Below are 20,371 nucleotides of genomic sequence, written 5' to 3'. Positions count from 1 at the left end.
ATATAAAAATAGCGTCAATTCGTCTTAATAATAGGACGAATTGACGCTTATCCGTGGTGCCACCTAATTTACCATATTTGGTCTCTTTCCAGCTACTACTGGTATCCAAATAACGCATGGAATACGACTCCCCTACTTTATCTACTGAACCTGTATCAAACATTTTGTTTAAAGTACAGTCTACAAATATTTCAGTTTGCATCTCCGGAGTGTTATTCAAAAAAACTCTGCCACTGGGTTCACACTATCCCCAAGCTCACTGTTGGTGAAATATTTTTTTTACTTGTCTCCATCATCATTTTTTCTTTGATGAATTTAATTCTAAACTGTATACATTTCTTTGTCAACACCTTTTTGCCTTAATACGAGGAAACTGTACATTTAAGTAATTATGAATTATACTAACAGCAATCGATTTAGTAAAATACCCTTATCCCAACGCAGTAATTAGCTAATACTCCCACCTTCTTCAAAGCGGGAGATAAGCAGTACTATGCGCCTGGATAAGTTTTTAATACCAGTCATCACAACATCCATAATATAGTTCAAATGGTCTTGAGTAGAATGGGCAAGGTCTGTAACGAGAAGATTTATGATGGCAAGATAAAGGTCTATGCCTCCTACGTCTGTGTCTTCTGCGTCTGCGCCTTCTACCACTTCCGTGCCTATATCCAAGATCAAAATCATCAAAATCATTATCGTCAAAATACTCATCATCTGAATCTGTATCTATGGCATCTACGTATTCATAATTTATTGGTCGATAATATGGACAATATATAGGCTGTTCAAATTCATATAAATTTTCAGCATTTTCTTTATTGATGTTGTCACTAGAAGAACTAGTATCCATAAAATACCTCCGTGAATCTACTTACAATATATATATTATAAATAAAATAATATATTGTGAATAAAAGTTAAGATATTAAAAAACGTATAAATATAAAGTTGAGGCATATAAGTATATATAGGGCAATTTAACCCCAACTAATTACTTGCTATGAGTATATCTGCTTAACGTATACATTTTTTACGTTAATACTTAATTTTCAGATATACTCTTTTATATAAAATAGAAAAATAGATAAGAGATATAAAAATAATGAATTGTGGATAATGTGGATAAATTGTTTATAACTTGTGGATAAAATAACATTGTAATTATCTCACACGAAAAATAGTTCTTTCTACATTCCCATTTATCAAATCTGAAAGCCTATATTTTGAATGGCCTATTATAACTGTAGTACCTTGCTTTACAGGCTCAATTAAATATTCCAGCTTGGCTCTCATACCATTTGCACCTTTTCTACTTGCACCACTACAATAATCTTGTACTTCCCTTATATGTTCTATTAATTCATAGGTATTTTTACCTTCTACTCCACTTATTAATGTTGAAGGATCTTTTGCATTTTTTAGTAATCCTACCTCTGATGTTAATATCACTAAATATTTTGACTTCACTAATAGGGATACCTGAGAAGCAGTTTCATCGTTATCAATACATTCAACTACCTTATTGTGATTTAGTTTTAAATTATAAAGTTCTAATTTTCGTATTTCCTCACTGCTTACAGAATCGTTATAATTTATAATTGGTATTGCATTTTGCTTTACCGATTGAAGTAATAGTTTTCTGATAAACTGTCTTTTTTCTGGATCATTAAAGTGATAGTGTTCAACTAAAATTTGTCTTACAGAATAATCTTGATTAATAAATCGTCTATAATTCTCCATAAGTACAGCCTGTCCTTGAGAAGCATAATATGATTTAATATCTTCATCATAATTATTTTCAATTTCTTCACCATTATTTCGTTTCATATAATCTATACGGCCAATCTCGCCAGCTCCAGAGCTTATCCATACGCAGCCAGGAAAGAGTTCTTTTCCCAATCTGCTAAAAACATTATAGTCTATATCATATTCACCTTTTCTGATTAACGCCATTGAACCCACTTTACCAACAAGTTCACAATCAAATTTCAAATTAAGCACCCCTTTTAAACTAGATTACCAACGCCATTGTACTTGCAATTATATAACATTAAAATTCTCTAAAAAAGAAAAAATTCCTGCTAAATAGTAAGTTTTAAATATTTGGATTAAATTACATAAAAATTTTTGAATTATTTTTTTATGCTAGGGCATATTAAATAATGTAAAGGACATGAGGATTGAGCCAAAGCTTATATATGCTAAAAAGCATATATAAGCTAGCCCTAAACTGTATATGTTTTTTTAATAATTTTAGTAGAGTAGATAATAAAAATATGTTTAATCACAAATTTTTGTAGGATTTACATTAAGAGTTAAAAATCTTGTATATACGGTTTAAGGTAGATCTTATATGTTGATGAAAGGTTTCATTATGGTTAATTATGTTGATTATAATGGGATCCCAAATTATTGTATAGGGTCCAGCGAAGATCATCCAGGGTGCTGAGATGGTTATATACAGCTAGAGGGTTGTATATAGCTGTGTAGGTATGTTGTATGGTCGAACGAATCATTAATATGGGTGGTGAACTGTTTAGTTATGGTTTTAAAAATCATATTTAATATGATTTAAGGGATTATAACTAGATATTAAATTATTTATATTGGTGTAAGGTAAATCTTTATGCCCCTTTGCTTTTTATATTTTACAAACCAAAATAAAACCTGAAACCAATCTAGAAGTTAATTTCAAGTTTAAAATTATTATTAAGTTAAACTATAACTTTCATAATTACACTTCTTTATACTTTGAAGCATTCCTTGAATATAAGTGAGATATTCAATCATTACATTTCATAGTAACCAATCTTTAAATTTGACACAAATATCTATCTACTTTATAATTTAGTTGTATAATGGTAAAAAATAAGGAAGCGAAAATTAATATGATAAGCATTATTAAAACTGCAATTATAACTATAATAATATCATTTATATCTGGTTTATTGTTAGATTATTATAAAAATTTAGCACCCAGAATACTATGTAACATAGGCAATGCTATACCTATGGAAATAAACAGTAAAAAGATTCGTGCATACATTATTACTGTTAGCAATATATCAAACAAAATAATTCATGAACTAACTCTAAATATACAAAGTCCACAAAATAACTTAAGGATTACAGATGCCAAAATAACAAAAGGTTTAAAATTTGATTCTTCAATAAAAGATAGCATTTTGGATATCTATATACCTTTTTTAGGTAAGGGTGATAAATTTTCAGTTACATTATATGTAGAAAATCAACATGGAGTGTATAATAAGCCTGTTATTACAATTAGATCACCTGAAAATTTTAAGGAGATAGACTCTGTAGAACAAAATGGGATACTAGCCTTATTGTTTAATATACCTAAAAATATAAATGAAATAATCTTAAACAGAACGAAAAAAACTAAGACAATGGTTCCTAATAAAAAAGATGACTTTACAATAGTTATGGATAAAGTATCAAGGACTGAAAAAACAATAAATAAAAGAAATAGAAAAGTACCCAATAGAAATAAGAGACCTAGTAAGAGTAAAAAGGCAATAATAACAATTGTATCAATCATTTTAGTTATGATTGCCGGTGTTTTAGTAAAATCTTATTTTAAAAGAATACCTACTAATACACAAACTCCCGATATAAAAACCACTGTTCAAGAACAATCCACTGATGCAACGGGTTCATCAGGTAAAAATACATCTACAGGTAGAACAACTAAAAATGGGAATGCAAAGACATCCACAGATGAAAATACCAAAAATACAAATACATCTACAGATGGAACTACCAAAAATACAGATACAAAAACATCTACAGACGGAAACACCCAAAATACAGATACAAAGACATCCACAGATGGAACCACTGATAATACAGATAAAAATACATCTACAGACGAAACAACTAAGAATGCAGATGAAAATACATCCACAGATGGAACCACTAAAAATACAGACACGAACACATCAACAAATGGAACCACTGGAAATACAAATACATCAACAGGTGGAACCACCGAAAATACAGGTAACTAATGTATCAATATATGTTCTCAATCAAGTGATTCTTAGGTTCAGATGGAGTTTGCTTATAAGGATGACTCTCTCCAGCTGAACCTTATTAACAGTATTCTTAGTGTCTTTAGCACTTAGAATACGTTATCCTTTAGGAGAAGAACTTATCCAGGTGCGCAGCAGTGCTTATCCCCCACTTGAATCTAAGAATAGCCTCATTTTATTAATAATTCTTTTGGAATATGACAGTACCCATTTGGATTTTTATCTAAATATTTTTGATGATATTCCTCTGCATCATAAAAATTTTTTAGAGGTTCTATTTCAGTTACAATAACTTTCTCATATTTCTCTTGTTCACTCTCTCTAGATTTTTTTATTATTTCAACATCTTTTTCATTAAAATAATAAATACCTGTGCGATACTGATTTCCTATATCGTGACCCTGCCTATCTTTTATTGTAGGATCAACTATTTTCCAATAGTCACCAAGTAATTGTTCTAGTGTTATAATGCTGTCATCATATTCTATATAGCAAGCTTCTGCAAAGCCTGTTGTATGTTTACATACTTGTTCGTATGTTGGATTTTCCGTATTACCATTAGCATATCCAACTTTAGTAAAAAGCACTCCCTTTACTGTATTAAAATAGGCTTCAACCCCCCAGAAACAACCACCTGCAAAAACAATTTTTCCCATTAATTTAACCTCCTTATATAATAGCAATATCACGTAAAACAAATACAATAATCTAACTAAGACATATCTTTTTAATAGAAATTAATCTATATGAATTCAATATTAATATAAAAAACATGAGAAGTCCATGAGCTACACTTTGCCAGTAAAAATTGATCCCTACCAGACTAAGTCCATTAGATACAATTCCATAAAACAACACTCCAATTAATGTACCTGGTATATCAACAAAACCTTTTTCATTTAAAGTACTCCCGATAAAAACAGCACCTATGCCGTCCATCAAATAGTAATTACCACTGAGAGGGACATATGATGTCAAAGCGGACGAAGCAATAATACCTGCAAATGAACATATTACACTGCAAAGTATAAAAGCATAGAGAGTATATCTGCCAACTGGAACACCAGAAAGTTCTGCTGCTTCTTTTTGAGATCCAATTGCGTATAAATATCTGCCAAACACAGTTCGCTTAAGCAGCAGGTGTATAAATAAAGCTACAAGAAGAGCAATAACTATGGAAAATTTAAAATCGATTTGACTTCCTTTTTGTATGACAAATACACTTCCACGTCCCAAAAATTTGAAGACTTCATCCATATCTGGTAAATATACCGGTGTTCCTCCTTCAGTAATAATTCTTTCAATGCTCTGTACAATAAAAAGAGTTCCTAATGTAGCTAAAAAAACTGTAATTTTAATCTTTAATACTAGAAAGCTATTAAAAACTCCTATGACAACTCCTGCAAGCAGTCCAAAAATAATAGCAGTTAACCATCCAAATCCTCCTTGTAATAACAATACTGATACCATCCCCCCCACATCAAATGCTACTGCTACAGAAAGGTCCAGTCCTCCGGTAGCAATAACTAAACATAATCCTACTGCTACCAGTGCAAGTATAGATGATTGACTCAAAATATTTACTAAGTTACCGGGATTAAGAAATTTGGGAGTAACAATAGAAAGTCCCATAATCAATATCACTAATGCTATAATGGTACTATAGCGTACTAAACTATTTTTCAATCTTACACCATTACTATAGTTTGATAAATTTTTAATTGATGATTTAGACATATTGCTCCAACCTCCTTTGCTGTTTGCTGCTAATTGCTACAGTTAATAATATTAATGCTCCTTTAACAGCATAGACCCAGTATGTGGGGACATTTATTAAAGTAAACCCATTTGTAAGCATTTCAACAAATAATGAACTAAGAATCGCTCCCGGAATATTAGGTATAAAAGTCCGTGAAAAAACAGCACTCATATAAGCTGCAAGTAATATATCAAACAACATAACATCTCCCGTACCTGGTACACTGCCGGATAACCTAGCTGTAGCTAATAAACTAGCAATTAGAGTCACAATTGAGGCAATAATATAGGTTACTGATAAAATAAAATTCACATTAATACCTGATACCATCGCTGCCTTAGGATTTCCACCTACAGCATTTATCCAATTTCCAAAGACTGACCGATTTAAAAGTAGATATAATATTATTTCTACCAATATAAATACCCATACAGAGCTTGGCAAAAATAAAAAATTACCATTTGAAAGAAAACTCAACATAGGGTTTGATACATTTATTGGTTTGTTGCCAGAAATTAAAAGTTCTACCCCTTGTAATAAATACATCATTGACAATGTTGCAAGCAAGGGTATTATCCTAAGCCTTACAATCATAACAGCATTTATCAAACCAATAAATAAACTGCATGATACAATTATCACCAGTATAGTGAAAAAAGAATAGTTCTTACTTATTAACACTGCTGTAATAGTACTAATAATTGCAAGATTATTTCCTAATGATAAATCAATTCCTCCTTGAATAACATGAGTACCTCCGCCAATTAATATAATAGTCATTCCAGCTGCAGCAATTGCTAAGACACTACATTGATTTAAGATATTGATTAAATTTTGTAATTTTAAAAAAGATGGTGAAATAATTGAGAAAAATATAGCTAAAACAAGGAATACTATATATCCACTGTATTTTAATAAAATATTAGTACGTTTTGATATTTTAATGTTTGATGTTAACTGAGTCATTTTTATTCCCCCCCATCATAGAAACAAATACTTCATCTGTTGTAGTATTGTTCCCATGAAACTCATTTACAATTTTGCCGCGGTACATTACAAAAATACGATGAGATAAGCCAACCAATTCTTGTATGTCCTGTGAAATTAAAATTATTCCTGCACCATTCCCGGCTAAATTATTTATGATAGAATAAATTTCAACCTTAGCACCTATATCTACACCTGAAGTTAGTTCATTTAGTATATACAACTTAGATTCACTGTTTAGCCACTTTCCAATTACAACCTTTTGTTGGTTTCCACCACTCAGCAGTCCTGCTGATATTTCTTGATTTGGAGTACTAATCCTTAATTTTTTTATTATATCGTCCACTTTATTATGTTCATCCCTAGTATTAATTACACCTTTTCTGCTTACTCTTTTTAAGTACGAAAGCATTATATTTTCTCTCACAGACATGTTTTGAATTACACCTAGATTTCGTCTATCCTCTGGTACATATGCCATTCCAGAAGCCACCGCTTTCTCAGGTTTGTTATTGGATAATTGATGGCACTGAAATTCTATGGTACCACTAATTATCCCATTATTATTATAAATAGCTTTGCCTACATCAATATGTCCGGAACCTATTAAACCCGTTATGCCAATTATTTCACCAGCGTGAACTTGAAAAGTAACATCCTTAAAATGTGTAATATGAGTTAATCCTTTCACATTCAACAAGATTTCTTTCTTCCACCTTCTTTTAGGCGGAAACTGTTTTTCTATGTTTCGTCCAATCATCATTACAACAATGTCCTTAATATTCAATCCATTAGAATCCATAGTTTTAACTTTTCTACCATTACGTAATACCGTAATTCTATGACACAGATTTAAAATTTCTCCTAAATAGTGAGATATATAAATAATTGAAATTTTCTCTCCCAATTCTCTTATAATTTCAAATAACCCATCTGCTTCACGCTTTGAAAGTACAGCAGTGGGCTCATCAAAAACAATTACTTTAGGATTATGCAATAATGCACGACAAATTTGAACTAATTGCTGTTCTCCTACAGTTAAATCTCCCATTAATTTATTTCCCCGAATAAAAATTCCTAATTTTTCTTTTAAAAGTCTTTCAGCTTCTTGCTTTAAGGATTTTCTATTTACCAACTTAAATATAGAATGTGTAGGTTCAATGCCCAAAAATAAAGATTCTGCTACAGTAAGGTAAGGGACTATATACCTTTCCTGATGAATGAAATGAATTTTCAACTTTTCTACCATTTTTGTTGTTAAGTGTTCCTGTATTTCACCATCAAATTTTATTTGTCCACTATCTTGATTATAAATTCCTGCCAGTATTTTCATCAATGTAGATTTTCCTGCTCCATTTTCTCCTACAATACCATGTATTTCTGCATTACGTATTTGCAAAGTAACATTTTGAAGAGCCTTAACACCTGGAAATTCTTTTTCTATATTTATCATTTCTAAAATATATTTTTCATTCATAAACTAATACACCCTCCTTTACACACAAATTATTATTCAGAGAATAGAAAATATTCCTACCCTCTGTCTTGATATTCTTATTTACTTTTTAAATAAAATCTTTTCTGCATCTTGTACATTATCCTTCGTAACAAGTAATGGATCTACGTAAATTGACCTTGGTACTGTTTCACCATTTAAATATCGTGCAGCAGAATCCACTGCAGCCTGACCAATTTTATAAGGCTGTTGGGCCATATCTGCAGCAAAAGGAGAATTTTTATCCGCAAGTACTTTCAGTGCACTAGGATCTCCATCAACCGCATAAACTTTAATATCAGTTCTCCCAGCTGCCTCTAAAGCCTGAGAAGCGCCAATTGCAGGAATATCCCACCCTGCCCAGATAGCTTTTAAATCTCCCTTATTAGGATACTTTATTAACAAATCTTGAACCTTCTTTTTTGAATCTTCTATAGTACCATCAATAATATCCTGCAGCTCAGGTTGGATAAACTGAATTTTAGGATAATCCTTAGCCACATATTTCATTTCATCATAACGAATAGCTAAAGTTCTCTCTCCATAAAATCCATTAAAAACTGCAATTTTACCTTCTCCACCTATATCTTCAAACATTTTACGTGCTAATGCTTCACCAATAAAATAATTATCTGATGAAGCATTAGTAATACTATCTTCACTAGGATGATCAACAGTAAAAAGCGGAATATTTGCAGCACGTACCTTCTTAAGTACAGGTGCATATACTTTTGCATCTCCAAGTTGCTTAATGATTGCATCAGGCTTTTGAGTAATCAAATTCTCAATATCAGAAATATGTTTTTGAGTATTACGCTCGCCATTAACTTCAATGGCTGTTCCCCCCAATTGTTTTATTCGATCAATTTGAGCTTGATAAGCTTGCCTCTCCCAATTATTGCTTATTCCTTCTATGGCAACTCCTATCTTCTTACCTTTAAGTGAAGGAACAGACTTCCCATCAATAGGATCAGTAACACCAGAACTAGCAGAATTCTTATTATTTGAAGCATTTTGTTCATTTACAGCATCAGACTTTTGATTAGATGTTGTTGTATTTGAGCACGCCGCAAAAAATGCTGTGGATAAAATTAACATAATTACATAGTAAGATAATTTAAACTTTTTATTTTTTTTCATTTCTTTCCCCCTATTTTTCACTTTTATTTATTCAATAATTTTTCTGACACAGATTATCTTTTTTAAGCAGTTCAACTTAACAACCTATTATTGTATCAAATCTTCTTCTAACATTAGAACACCTCCTAGCACAATTTGACTATGAATATTTATAAGACAATTTGTATATATGCCTTTGATAATTTATACAAAAAAAGGTTACATCTTTTTAATAATGTAACCTCCGGTTTACCGGTCAGGTATATAATATTATTTATCCAAACGCTGCTATTACCAACACTTCCATCTTCTTGAAAATGGGAGATAAGCACTACTGGGCACCTGAATAAGTTCTTCCAGGCATTTCATATAATAAATAAAGAGGTCAAAGTCCATATACTACAGAGACTACACAAAACTCTATAGTAAACAAGACTTGACCTCCAGTTTATCTAGTTAATCAAATAAAAAACTTCCTATATAGAGAAACTATATAGGAAGTTGTGTTCCGTTTGTCTCTCATCTTTCAGATTTCATCTGCTGGAATTAGCACCATTGAATATATTGATAAACATACTCAGGTTGCCGAGCATCATAGGGCCAGTCCCTCCACTACTCTTGATAAGAAATTTCATATTAAATTTTAAGCGTTAACTTTTAAATGGACAACTACTAAAACATACTATTTAAGTTATAATTAATAATATAATTTTTTGATTACCTTGTCAATAACAAATTAATTTTTATAAAATATATTCATCCATATCTTCTAATGGAGGTACATATTTTATTTAACAATGATCAGTTCATATTCACGATTACCGATTCCTATTTTTTCTGCATGGTCAAGACAAGTACGCCACTCTGATTCCGGTGTGGAATTAGTAAAGTGATCATGATGATCAACAAAATGGGGTTCTGATATGTTATCGGACAGCTGACTATTAGCCAGTGGGGCAGCCTTCATACAGGCATCCACACATGCCTGATCCAATGCCAAAGGATCAAATGAAGCGAACATACCTAGATTAGGAAGTATGGGAGCATCATTTTCGCTGTGGCAGTCACAGTTAGGTGAAACATCTACCACAAGAGAAATGTGGAAGCAAGGACGACCATATACTACTGCCTTGGTGTATTCTGCCATACGGCAGTTCAGTTCTTCACTGGCTGACCAGTTTGCAAACTGAATTGCATCAAAATTACATGCACCTAGGCAGCGACCGCAACCAACACAATCTTCTGTGTTGATAGTCATTTTCTTTTTTACATCGTCAAACAACAGACCATTATTAGCACATTCACGATGGCATCTTTGGCATCCTCGGCATTTCTCCTCTATGATATGAGGTTTACCATTAATATGCTGATCCTTTTTTCCAGCACGGGAACCGCAGCCCATTCCAATATTCTTAATGGCACCACCAAAACCAGTCATTTCATGACCTTTGAAGTGAGTTAAGCTGATAAACACATCGGCATCCATGATTGCATGGCCGATTTTAGCCTCTTTTATATATTCGCCACCTATTACAGGTACCGTGATATCATCGGTCCCCTTTAATCCATCTCCAATAATAACAGGGCATCCTACTGTAAGTGGAGTGAATCCATTTTCCCATGCACACTCTAGATGCTCAAGGGCATTCTTACGGCTGCCAGGATATAGGGTGTTGCAGTCTGTCAGAAAAGGTTTACCGCCCAGCTCTTTCGCCATGTCGGCTACAGCTTTAGCATAATTTGGACGAAGATAACTTAAGTTACCAAGTTCACCAAAGTGCATCTTGATAGCAACAAACTTATTATCCATGTCGATTTGTCCGATACCCGCATCTTTAATCAGCCTTTTTAGCTTGGTAGGCAGACCCTCTCCAAGTTTTGTACGAAAATCTGTAAAATAAACTTTTGATTTTTCCATATTTAATCACTCCTGTTTTAAAAAATATTGATTTAATAAATTTATCCCATCGCTATCATTGCTAACCCCCATCGCACTCTGTGAAAGCGATTCACACAAAATTAAAAATTTTGGTTCTCTGCTTTTCTATCAAAGTGGGGGGATAAGAGGTGCTACGGGTCTGGATAAGTTCTTTTAAGGTTTGACTTAGCGTTCTTAAATAACACCAATTTCACTCAACCATGCTGATACATCTTTTCCTGCTTTATTAACACTACTTCCGCTGATTGCTACGCCTTCTAAGACATTTGAATTCGGACAAAGTTTTTTGATATCTGATGCGCTTCTGCCCATGCCACCTCCGCCATGTGTGCAGAATGGTATAATCGTTTTTCCAGAAAAATCATATGATTCCAAGAATGTAAAGACCGCCATTGGTATTGTACTACACCAATTAGGATAACCAATATAAATTATATCATAAGAATCCATATCAGTGACTTTTGCTGCTAGTTCCGGCCTGTAGTGGGCATTTTGTTCCTGTCTAGCTTTATCCACAACTCCATTATAATTAGTTGGATAAGATTCAATTGTTTCTATTTTAAAAAGCTCACCACCAACATTTTCTTTTATGGTATTTGCAATAACTTCTGTGTTTCCCGAATATGAAAAAAATGCAATAAGACTTTTTGGCATCTTTAAGTCCTCCTATTCTTTTTTATAAGGTTTATAAAAAAATATAACTATTTATACTCTACCACTTAAAGTTAACTCTAAGTCAAGCATATTATTCAAATTTTTTCAAATTTTCTATAAGCGGATTACTATTAATGCAAATATTTTGTTGAACCCTACTTACTTTTAGTATTAGAAAACACACTAACTTTGAACAATCCAATTACCACCATTACAAGAACTAAGGTTATAAAGCCGCAACTAAAAAAACCCAAATTAGGTCCAAATTTTTCTGTAATGTCCCCTGCATAAAGATTGCCAATAGGTGTGGTTCCATTAAAAGCCAAAGTATAAACACTCATTACTCTTCCCCTGTAATCATTACTTGTATTTAACTGAATTGTTGAATTTACCGAAGTTATAAAAACTACTGTAAAGAAGCCGAGTACTACTAACAGTACTACCGATATTACGTAGGAATGTGCAAATAGCAAAACGATTTGAAAAAAGCATACTAATATCGAACTTCCATAAAGCAACTTTTTACTTGGACCTTTTCTGGCTCTAGTCGCAACAGTAACAGCTCCTACAAAAGAACCTATTGCCATTACAGATAAGAGAATGCTGTAACCTGATGCTTCTTGGTGAAGCACTACCTTTGCAAAAGCAGGAATAATAACATCTGAGTTCATTGAAAAAGTTCCTACTGCAAACATAGATAACATTGCGGCTAGAATTATATTATTTGATCTAATATATTTTATACCCTCACTTACACCTAAAAAAACATTTCCAATTTGCTTCCTCATATATAAGTGAGTTGGTTTAATTAAAACAATGCCTAGAATTACAGCCATAAAGCTTATTCCGTTAAAGAAAAAACACAAGGCAGAGCCAAATTGTACCATTACATATCCCGCCACTGCCGGACCTAATATTCTTGCCACATTTACTACTGAAGAATTTAATCCAATAGCATTTACCATACTTCCCTTTTCCACAATTTCTGGTATAAAAGATTGTCTTGTAGGCATATCTACGGTATTTACAAAACCCATTATTCCTGCAAGAACAAGTATGTGCCAATATCGTACTTCGCCACTCCATACTAGAAAAGATAGTATAAAAGCCAACAACATTAAAATGCTCTGGGTGACAATAAGAACTCTTTTCTTATTAAACCTATCTATAAATACCCCTGCAAAAAGAGAGAATATAAGCATTGGAGTAAATTGTACCACCCCTAAAATTCCTAACAATAATGAAGATTTTGTAAGACTATACACTAACCATTGTTGGGCTGTTCTCTGCATCCAAGTTCCAACTAAAGATACACATTGTCCTATCCAGAAATACCTGAAATTTTTTTCTTTAAGCGCTGGAAAATTATTAGATAACCTTTTTCTTATTACACATACATTAATCACTAAATATTATCCTTTCCAATGAAAAGTTTTTTAAATAATTTTTCTATAAATAAATAATGTAGTCCTATAATTAAATTATTAAATTCAACCTTATTTAAAAAATCTTGAAAATAAGCCTGCTTTTTTCTTACTTTCCACAACATCTTCATTATTCTTCTCTTCATTATTCTCTAATGTTTCTTTTATTAAATCTCTTTGGTCTATTGCCAAATTTTTTATCTTCCTATGTGCGCTTCTGGAAGCTATTACCTCCCCTAGATACCTTAACGCTTCATCATAATTACCTGAACGTCTATTTAATTCACCTATTAAATACAAGATTGTGAAATTATCCATACCATATACAGGAAGTTGCTCATTTAAATAAGCATCTTTAAGGCCTATAAGAGCTTGTTTTCTGAATAGTTCCTCGTTGTTTATGTCTCCAAGTTCTCTGTATAACCATGAAATTTTCAAACAATTCATAGCCTTTTTACTGGATTTCGAGCCAATGATTGTATAATTAAGTAACGATAGCTTATATCTCTCTATTGCTATATTAATATCGTATATCGCTGGATATTTTCTTCCTCGCCATTTTGGAGTAATATTTTTCTGTATGATTTCTATCTCAAATTCCCTTAACTTATGAAAATCAGTCTTCATAGAAGCGTATCCACATATATTGCATACCCAAACATCATAAAAGTACGGATTTATAATGTCATATTTTATATAAAGATCACTTTCCTTCTTTTTCATTCTATAACCAGTTGTTTTCACTGTACGAACTAAAAACTTGTGTTCACATACTGGACAAGTCACTTCTTTATCATACAAAAGCATATCTTCTGTTATTTTTGGTTCTTCTTTCACTGTCTTTTTTTCTTCATATTTTTTATATACTTCAATACTGTCTATATCCACAAATCCTAAGTCTTCTAACCCGGAAAAAATACTTGTACCATCTTCCATACTTATTATAATTCCTTTCTGTGCCTCTAAAACTCAATTTATTTGTTAATGCTCCCTTTAATTAGTGCTTATTTTTTATTCTTATATACAACACCATTATCCTTTATTTAAATTTACCATTATCCCAGTATAATAGCACTATTTTATACAAAATAAATAAAAATCCTTATTATTCCAAATATCAACCCCATTACTTTCACCTATAGAAAGAACAAGACTTGAAAGAAAAGTCGAGAGTGGTGTGAAGAAACTATTAAGTCCTTAAAAGAGTTATAAAAAAGTAAACTTTGGAAGGAAGTTAAATGAAAATTTTGGCTTTAAATGGAAGGCCAAGAGGAGAAAAAGGAAATACTGAAGTTCTTTGAAACCATTTCTTAAAGGTACAGAAAAAGCAGGCTCAAAAATTGAGACAATCTATCTTAAAGATAAGAATATTAAACACTGCAGCGGATGCTTTACATGTTGGACAAAAACCCTTGGGAAATGCATTCATAAAGATGATATGTTAGTAAATTTAATTTCCTAAATGGTATTGGAAGGATCATAAAATTAATTAAGTATACTAGTTTTATATAATGACCTTATATAAAACTAGTACATCACTCTAAAACAATTTCCATAGAAGCAAAAACCTATAATCCATTTAGTCTTTATTTAAAATATCTATTTAACAGTCCCTGAAATACACTTCCGTGTCTTGCTTCATCCTTACACATTTCATGTACTGTATCGTGAATTGCATCGTAATTTAATTTTTTAGCAAGGGTCGCCAAATCTTTTTTGCCCTTACAGGCACCTTCTTCTGCCTCTACTCTCATTTGTAAATTTTTCTTTGTATCTGCCACTACCACTTCTCCTAATAATTCCGCAAATTTAGCCGAATGCTCTGCTTCTTCAAAAGCTATTGGATTGTATGTTTCTGCCACCTCAGGATATCCTTCCCTATCCGCCTGACGGCTCATAGCTAAATACATTCCAATCTCTGAACATTCTCCTGTAAAATTAGCTCTTATCCCTTCTACTACCTTTGGATCTGCATCTTTGGCAATCCCAACTACATGCTCATCCGCCCAACTGATTGCTCCAGTTTCTGTCTTTTCTATAAACTTATCTGCAGTTACACCACAAACAGGACATTTTTCAGGCGGTGTGTCTCCTTCATGAACGTAACCACATACTGTACAAACAAATTTTTTCATTATAAATTCCTTCTAATATTATTAATATTTATATAATTATTTTTATATTTCATTAATGTGAAACATTTCATGGTACTGGAGTGAATCTCAGTTGCCGCTGGAAAGTATCAATGTTAGACTGCATAATAACATACTTTCTAAATTTTTAATTTTTCTTATAATTCTTATTATTGTATATTAATGAAAAGATTATTCAAATAACTGTAAAAGCATAAAAGAAGAACCGAAAGAAGTTATTAAATTGCCCTGCCAGTAATATCAGTAAATACTATTTCTGGTACAGGATCGGTATCAGTACCAGAGAAAAGAATTGTTCAAATCAGTGAAGCTATGGGAATAAAAGTATCAGATATATTAATAAATATACAAAATAGTCAAGCTAGGATTGTCGAAAACTATTTTTACATATATAGTCATAATAGGTACAAATAACAGATTTATAAATATAATAACACTATAAAAGACAATCAAAAAATGACTTAATAGGAAGATCTATTATAAACTCACTGCCCTTATCAATCTTACTTTTTATAGATATGGTTCTATCATGTAGTTCTACAAGCACTTTTGCAATAGATAAACTTAGACCACTTCCTTCACGATTTCTGGAAAGGGATTTATCTATCTGTTTAAATCTATCAAAAATAACCTAGAGTTTATCTTCTGGTATCCCAATTACCAAGTTGAATAGCTTCATTTAATAACTTATCCTTTTCCTCAGTAAAAGTACATGAAGCATCTAAAAATGTATCGAATAACAGTAAGGTAAAATTAAAGAAATATTGTGATTATTTTTTGAAACAATAATAAGCAACAAGAAAAAGGTGCATTTCCTCTTTTAAGGTTCATAAACTGCTGTTAAAACAATAACTAGAGGAATCATCTGCAATCAGCAATTCCCCTAATTCGATTAAAATTTTAATATGTTTAATCAATTATATAATCCATTGGTTTAAATAAATATATAAGTAATTTTTTCTATATTTACAAGATTAATTTTCTTATTTCCTATTTATAACCTAATAATGATTTAAATTTTTTCAAATTCTATACGATGACATCTAGGACAACGATGTAAAAAATCCGTATCCTTTTCAAGAACTACTATTTCACCACATGTAGTACATTTATAGCTGCCTTTACCTGGTTTATTACCTATAGTATATTTCATAAACATCACTCCTCGATAAAATAAATTAACATAACAATTTAAAGAAAGTATGTAATTTCAAATTAACTTGTTTTGTAAGTTAATTTGAAATTACACTTTTAGTGTACCAAAAGAGCTTGTATAAAGCTCTTTTGGCTCTAATGATTTTTTAAATATTCTTCTACCTTTTTAGCAGAATTCCCCATTTCATCTACTGCTATTCTTAACTTTTCCTCTGTACAACCAAACTTATCTTTCCAATAAATAATTTCATGGGGTTCTTCTAAACTGATTCTTGAAGAATCTTGAGGTTTCTTCTTAGTTTTATCATCTGACATAATATCATCTCCTTTATCTTTTAACAATTATTATTATACAATAATAATTGTTAAATATCAAGTTTTTTTTAAAAACATTTATTTAATGCATAGCCATTATAGGTGTCCCAGCAATTGATGCTTTAAAATTATTTGGAGTATCTAAAGAGAGCATATAAAAATGGTAATGATTTAGAGACTAGGGGAAAAAATGATGTTTACTAATGTTATAGCTTGAATTACTTTCAATAATGCAAGGTTAGAATATGTTCATTGTATGTCTCATCAGATAGGAGGATTTTATAATAAAATTCAAGGGACTTATAATGCAGTGTCAATGTCAGAGAGAAGAATGCTTTTATCACTCTCCCTGCATTGTTTTCCAAGCTAGCATTCCTCCCTGAAGAACATAAACATTTTTAAAGCCTGCTTGCATTAAAATTTGACCTCCAGTAGTAGCCCGTGCACCTGAGCGACAAATTACAATCATATCTTTATCCTTATACTGATGTAATTCTTTTTGTTTATGAGAAAGACTTCCTATAGGTATGTTAATTACGCCTTCAATATGGCCAAGTTGATCAGAAAGCTCATATTTTTCTCGAACATCAATAAGAAAAATATTTTTCAGGTTAGTTTCTATCATATTTTTTAATGTTCCTACTTCAATATAATTGACATCAATTTCATTAACACCCTTTTCCATTGTGCCTTTAACTTCACAGGCTGGAACATCTATAGGTATCCATGCAGCATTGGGATCTTTAGCACAAGTATAGTTGGCTTTTAGAACATCCTTCATCCAATCGGCTGGTCCTAACTTTAAGTCTTCAATATATTCAATAAATTCTTCCTTATTTGATTTTTTCAAATGAGGATTGGTTTTTCTTTGTTTTGATAAGAAAGATGGTACACGATTTCTATATTCGTGAGCTGGATATATGATAATACTATCAGGTAATAAGCTTAGCTTATTTAAGCTTTCCCAATGTTCTTCAGGATCTCCGCCTGGAAGATCATCTCTTCCCGCCCCTCCATCATCAAGAAATAAAAAATCTCCTGTTAAAAACTTATCTCCAACGACTATACTAATAGAATCCTTGGTATGACCTGGAGTATATAAAAACTTAAATTCTAAACCATTTAAAGTTAACATATCACCATCACTAACATGTATGCTTACACATTTTGCTGGCGCATTAACATGCATTATATACTCACAGCCAGTAGCATCCTTGAGAACTGAGGATGCAGAAATATGATCAGCATGGGTATGAGTATCAATTACGTGAGTTAATTTTAGCTCCCTTGATTTTAAAGTTTGTAGGTAATCATTAAAGTGATCAATAACTGGATCAACCATGACAGCCAGGTTGTTATTTCCAATAAGATAAGTACGACAAGCATGTGGATTTAACTGTTCAAATATCATTTTATACTCCTTTCTAGATGTTTTTAAGCTCTCCAAAAAAGTGAACTGTTAATGTTTAGTATTACATTGAATATGTAATATTTATATTTTATTATAGGATTCACTTTAACCTTTGTGAACTTTGGAATGTCAAAGTAAATCCTATACAGTTTTGTTTTTGAGAAAAAAAGTATTAATAATTTTCTACAAATATTTCAAAGTAGGATTGAGAATGTGCACAGGAAGGACAAATTTCAGGAGCAAATACTCCTTCATAAATATATCCACAGTTAATGCACTTCCATTTGTGTGCTTTTTGTTTTTTAAATACAGTATTATCTTCTATATTTTTAAGTAACGCTAAATATCTTTCTTCATGATGTTTTTCAACTTCAGCTATGTTCCTGAAAACTTCAGCTATTTTAGAGAAACCCTCCTTATCAGCTGTATTGGCAAACTCCGGATAGAGTTTTGACCATTCTTCATTCTCACCTTTTGCAGCTACTTTGAGAACTGTTTTAGTGTCTCCCAGAGTAACTGGGTAAGAAGCATTTATTTCTATAGATTCTCCTTCTAAATCTTCATTTAAAAATTTAAAAAACCTCTTGGCGTGTTCTTTCTCATTTTCTGCAGTTTCCAAAAATATGTTAGAAATTTGAACATACCCCTCTTTCTTGGCGGTAGATGAATAATAAGTGTATCTATTTCTTGCTTGAGATTCTCCAGCAAAGGCCTTCATTAAATTTTCAGCAGTTTTTGTACCTCTCAAAGATGCCATAAAATTACCTCCTATTTGTAGTTAAAAATATATAATTTATGATAATAAATCTTTATTTTTTAAAAATTTAAGTTTTTATTGTTTCTTCCAGAGTCCATGTAAGTTACAATATTCCCTTGCCATTATTACTTTTTCATCGAATTTAAAGATAGCTTCTGGCTTTTCTCCTGGTTTCAAATACTTTCTATAAATTTTATCTTCAGTATGAACTTCAATCCATTGAATATAATGTTCTGGGAGCATTGGGTGTTCAACTGATCCAACTTTAACTATTACACCTCCATCTATTTCTTCAATTATAGGTATATGCTTTTCAAGAGCTGCATCTACAGTATTTTCTTCAATAAGCTTCATTGGTTGCCCACAACAAGCTAAAGCGCCTCCTCCATTATGAAGAACCTCAACTATATTGCCACAAACTTCACATTTGTATACTTGTTTAACTTCCATAATAATTATTCCTCCTTAATATTTATAATTAAAAAATAATATTTTTTATATTATAACATAAAATTCTCTTAGAAGAAAGAAAATTTTATTTTTTCAATATTTATTACCTGATGTAATAATATATTTTTATGCTTTTTGCCATGATTCTAAAAACCATTCAATTTTTCCTTTTCCGAATTTACTTATTAAAGCCATATAGACAGAGGGAGCTTTAAGCTTCTCATGCATTGCCCAATAGGAAATTTTTTGTATTTTTTCTATATATAGTTTTGAATAATTTGTATTTTTATAATATAATGTTTAGGTTATTGTAAATTAATAATAAATTGGTAAGGATGTAAATTGTATGAAGGAAATATTAGAAAAAGTAAGAGATAAATTGAATTCTATGTTAGATTCGGACAAATTTACTAATGAAGAAATATTGGCTGTAAGTCAAGAACTGGACAGGCTTATCTTTGCTTATTATAAATTTAACTCATCAAATTCTACTGAAAGCCCACTAAACTTTATGGAATGAGGATATCCTAACCCGATATTGCCAAAAATCATTTCAACCATTTAATTCATCATAATTCACATTAAATATTACACACAGAGAAGGATACACAAAAAAATAGTCATGACCACCCCTAAAAGAGGTGGCTTGCTCAGCCCTATAAGGGCGTAATACTTCCAGCGCCTAAATGACGCTG

19 protein-coding genes, 2 pseudogenes, 1 riboswitch and 1 other annotated feature are annotated in these 20,371 nt (G+C 31.6%); of the genes and pseudogenes, 3 read left to right on the top strand and 18 right to left on the bottom strand.

The genetic code is table 11. The annotated features are described in order from the left end of the window. Positions 1-28: 28 nt before the first annotated feature. Positions 29-305, bottom strand: a binding site (T-box leader). Between the two features lie 206 nt (positions 306-511). Next, positions 512-853 carry a hypothetical protein gene (locus ACJDU8_RS08820; RefSeq protein ID WP_406791783.1) on the bottom strand — a complete coding sequence of 114 codons (342 nt, stop codon included), beginning with the start codon at positions 851-853 and terminating at the stop codon, positions 512-514. A 311-nt stretch (positions 854-1,164) separates the two neighbouring features. Beyond that, entirely contained in the window at positions 1,165-2,004 is an 840-nt protein-coding gene (locus ACJDU8_RS08815; RefSeq protein ID WP_406791782.1) for an amino acid kinase family protein, read from the bottom strand. 887 nt (positions 2,005-2,891) lie between these two features. Between ACJDU8_RS08815 and ACJDU8_RS08810 the strand changes: the two genes are divergently transcribed. Beyond that, positions 2,892-4,034 (top strand): hypothetical protein, encoded by a 1,143-nt coding sequence (locus ACJDU8_RS08810; protein WP_406791781.1) that lies wholly within the window; start codon positions 2,892-2,894, stop codon positions 4,032-4,034. A gap of 194 nt (positions 4,035-4,228) precedes the next feature. Here the strand turns inward: ACJDU8_RS08810 and msrA are convergent, their stop codons facing one another. From msrA to ACJDU8_RS08765, 9 genes are all read right to left on the bottom strand, one after another. Further along, entirely contained in the window at positions 4,229-4,714 is a 486-nt protein-coding gene (msrA, locus tag ACJDU8_RS08805; protein WP_406791780.1) for a peptide-methionine (S)-S-oxide reductase MsrA, read from the bottom strand. A gap of 52 nt (positions 4,715-4,766) precedes the next feature. Beyond that, a complete protein-coding gene (locus ACJDU8_RS08800) occupies positions 4,767-5,795 on the bottom strand; it encodes an ABC transporter permease (RefSeq protein WP_406791779.1) in 1,029 nt (342 codons plus the stop codon). Then, positions 5,788-6,783: an ABC transporter permease gene (locus ACJDU8_RS08795; protein WP_406791778.1), complete on the bottom strand. Its 996-nt coding sequence runs from the start codon at positions 6,781-6,783 to the stop codon at positions 5,788-5,790. The genes ACJDU8_RS08800 and ACJDU8_RS08795 overlap by 8 nt, the downstream gene beginning before the upstream one ends. Continuing rightward, positions 6,758-8,281 carry a sugar ABC transporter ATP-binding protein gene (locus tag ACJDU8_RS08790; RefSeq protein ID WP_406791777.1) on the bottom strand — a complete coding sequence of 508 codons (1,524 nt, stop codon included), beginning with the start codon at positions 8,279-8,281 and terminating at the stop codon, positions 6,758-6,760. Before ACJDU8_RS08790 ends, ACJDU8_RS08795 begins: the two co-directional genes overlap by 26 nt. 81 nt (positions 8,282-8,362) lie before the next feature. After that, positions 8,363-9,439, bottom strand: coding sequence for a sugar ABC transporter substrate-binding protein (locus ACJDU8_RS08785; RefSeq protein WP_406791776.1), 1,077 nt, complete (start codon positions 9,437-9,439; stop codon positions 8,363-8,365). Positions 9,440-9,934: 495 nt separating this feature from the next. After that, positions 9,935-10,046: riboswitch (SAM riboswitch) on the bottom strand. A 159-nt stretch (positions 10,047-10,205) separates the two neighbouring features. After that, positions 10,206-11,336, bottom strand: coding sequence for a DUF362 domain-containing protein (locus ACJDU8_RS08780; protein ID WP_406791775.1), 1,131 nt, complete (start codon positions 11,334-11,336; stop codon positions 10,206-10,208). A gap of 195 nt (positions 11,337-11,531) precedes the next feature. Further along, positions 11,532-12,011, bottom strand: a complete 480-nt coding sequence (locus ACJDU8_RS08775) for a flavodoxin (protein ID WP_406791774.1) — start codon at positions 12,009-12,011, stop codon at positions 11,532-11,534. A 155-nt stretch (positions 12,012-12,166) separates the two neighbouring features. Beyond that, positions 12,167-13,417, bottom strand: coding sequence for an MFS transporter (locus tag ACJDU8_RS08770; protein WP_406791773.1), 1,251 nt, complete (start codon positions 13,415-13,417; stop codon positions 12,167-12,169). Between the two features lie 90 nt (positions 13,418-13,507). Beyond that, positions 13,508-14,371 (bottom strand): DUF2225 domain-containing protein, encoded by an 864-nt coding sequence (locus tag ACJDU8_RS08765; protein WP_406791772.1) that lies wholly within the window; start codon positions 14,369-14,371, stop codon positions 13,508-13,510. 302 nt (positions 14,372-14,673) lie between these two features. On the opposite strand from ACJDU8_RS08765, the pseudogene ACJDU8_RS08760 reads away from it, so the two are divergent. Further along, positions 14,674-14,876, top strand: a pseudogene (locus ACJDU8_RS08760) (flavodoxin family protein); the annotation flags it as partial. A 145-nt stretch (positions 14,877-15,021) separates the two neighbouring features. Here ACJDU8_RS08760 and ACJDU8_RS08755 read toward each other — a convergent pair. From ACJDU8_RS08755 to ACJDU8_RS08725, 7 genes and pseudogenes are all read right to left on the bottom strand, one after another. After that, positions 15,022-15,570 carry an NADH peroxidase gene (locus ACJDU8_RS08755; protein WP_406791771.1) on the bottom strand — a complete coding sequence of 183 codons (549 nt, stop codon included), beginning with the start codon at positions 15,568-15,570 and terminating at the stop codon, positions 15,022-15,024. Positions 15,571-16,048: 478 nt separating this feature from the next. Further along, a pseudogene (locus ACJDU8_RS08750) lies at positions 16,049-16,246 on the bottom strand (ATP-binding protein); the annotation flags it as partial. A gap of 354 nt (positions 16,247-16,600) precedes the next feature. Beyond that, positions 16,601-16,741: a zinc ribbon-containing protein gene (locus ACJDU8_RS08745; RefSeq protein ID WP_406791770.1), complete on the bottom strand. Its 141-nt coding sequence runs from the start codon at positions 16,739-16,741 to the stop codon at positions 16,601-16,603. A gap of 137 nt (positions 16,742-16,878) precedes the next feature. Continuing rightward, positions 16,879-17,058 (bottom strand): DUF3606 domain-containing protein, encoded by a 180-nt coding sequence (locus tag ACJDU8_RS08740; protein ID WP_406791769.1) that lies wholly within the window; start codon positions 17,056-17,058, stop codon positions 16,879-16,881. A gap of 340 nt (positions 17,059-17,398) precedes the next feature. After that, positions 17,399-18,469 (bottom strand): MBL fold metallo-hydrolase, encoded by a 1,071-nt coding sequence (locus ACJDU8_RS08735; RefSeq protein ID WP_406791768.1) that lies wholly within the window; start codon positions 18,467-18,469, stop codon positions 17,399-17,401. 172 nt (positions 18,470-18,641) lie between these two features. Further along, entirely contained in the window at positions 18,642-19,226 is a 585-nt protein-coding gene (gene rbr, locus ACJDU8_RS08730; protein WP_406791767.1) for a rubrerythrin, read from the bottom strand. A gap of 75 nt (positions 19,227-19,301) precedes the next feature. Further along, on the bottom strand, positions 19,302-19,679 hold the full coding sequence (locus ACJDU8_RS08725) for a desulfoferrodoxin (protein ID WP_406791871.1): 378 nt from the start codon (positions 19,677-19,679) through the stop codon (positions 19,302-19,304). A gap of 343 nt (positions 19,680-20,022) precedes the next feature. Here ACJDU8_RS08725 and ACJDU8_RS08720 point away from each other — a divergent pair, with 343 nt between their 5' ends. Then, positions 20,023-20,196, top strand: coding sequence for a Spo0E family sporulation regulatory protein-aspartic acid phosphatase (locus tag ACJDU8_RS08720; protein WP_406791766.1), 174 nt, complete (start codon positions 20,023-20,025; stop codon positions 20,194-20,196). The last annotated feature ends 175 nt before the right edge of the window (positions 20,197-20,371 follow it).

Source organism: Candidatus Clostridium eludens (assembly GCF_045310515.1).
In the GTDB taxonomy this organism is placed as follows: domain Bacteria; phylum Bacillota; class Clostridia; order Clostridiales; family Clostridiaceae; genus Clostridium_B; species Clostridium_B eludens.
This window is presented reverse-complemented; position numbering and strand designations above follow the sequence as displayed.

What these genes read in the sequence shown, in the direction of transcription:
- ACJDU8_RS08755 (WP_406791771.1), bottom strand. Translation starts at nt 15,570, where the DNA reads ATGAAAAAATTTGTTTGTACAGTATGTGGTTACGTTCATGAAGGAGAC.
- ACJDU8_RS08735 (WP_406791768.1), bottom strand. Translation starts at nt 18,469, where the DNA reads ATGATATTTGAACAGTTAAATCCACATGCTTGTCGTACTTATCTTATT.
- ACJDU8_RS08795 (WP_406791778.1), bottom strand. Translation starts at nt 6,783, where the DNA reads ATGACTCAGTTAACATCAAACATTAAAATATCAAAACGTACTAATATT.
- msrA (WP_406791780.1), bottom strand. Translation starts at nt 4,714, where the DNA reads ATGGGAAAAATTGTTTTTGCAGGTGGTTGTTTCTGGGGGGTTGAAGCC.
- ACJDU8_RS08775 (WP_406791774.1), bottom strand. Translation starts at nt 12,011, where the DNA reads ATGCCAAAAAGTCTTATTGCATTTTTTTCATATTCGGGAAACACAGAA.
- ACJDU8_RS08790 (WP_406791777.1), bottom strand. Translation starts at nt 8,281, where the DNA reads ATGAATGAAAAATATATTTTAGAAATGATAAATATAGAAAAAGAATTT.
- rbr (WP_406791767.1), bottom strand. Translation starts at nt 19,226, where the DNA reads ATGGCATCTTTGAGAGGTACAAAAACTGCTGAAAATTTAATGAAGGCC.
- ACJDU8_RS08780 (WP_406791775.1), bottom strand. Translation starts at nt 11,336, where the DNA reads ATGGAAAAATCAAAAGTTTATTTTACAGATTTTCGTACAAAACTTGGA.
- ACJDU8_RS08740 (WP_406791769.1), bottom strand. Translation starts at nt 17,058, where the DNA reads ATGTCAGATGATAAAACTAAGAAGAAACCTCAAGATTCTTCAAGAATC.
- ACJDU8_RS08800 (WP_406791779.1), bottom strand. Translation starts at nt 5,795, where the DNA reads ATGTCTAAATCATCAATTAAAAATTTATCAAACTATAGTAATGGTGTA.
- ACJDU8_RS08785 (WP_406791776.1), bottom strand. Translation starts at nt 9,439, where the DNA reads ATGAAAAAAAATAAAAAGTTTAAATTATCTTACTATGTAATTATGTTA.
- ACJDU8_RS08765 (WP_406791772.1), bottom strand. Translation starts at nt 14,371, where the DNA reads ATGGAAGATGGTACAAGTATTTTTTCCGGGTTAGAAGACTTAGGATTT.
- ACJDU8_RS08720 (WP_406791766.1), top strand. Translation starts at nt 20,023, where the DNA reads ATGAAGGAAATATTAGAAAAAGTAAGAGATAAATTGAATTCTATGTTA.
- ACJDU8_RS08810 (WP_406791781.1), top strand. Translation starts at nt 2,892, where the DNA reads ATGATAAGCATTATTAAAACTGCAATTATAACTATAATAATATCATTT.
- ACJDU8_RS08820 (WP_406791783.1), bottom strand. Translation starts at nt 853, where the DNA reads ATGGATACTAGTTCTTCTAGTGACAACATCAATAAAGAAAATGCTGAA.
- ACJDU8_RS08745 (WP_406791770.1), bottom strand. Translation starts at nt 16,741, where the DNA reads ATGAAATATACTATAGGTAATAAACCAGGTAAAGGCAGCTATAAATGT.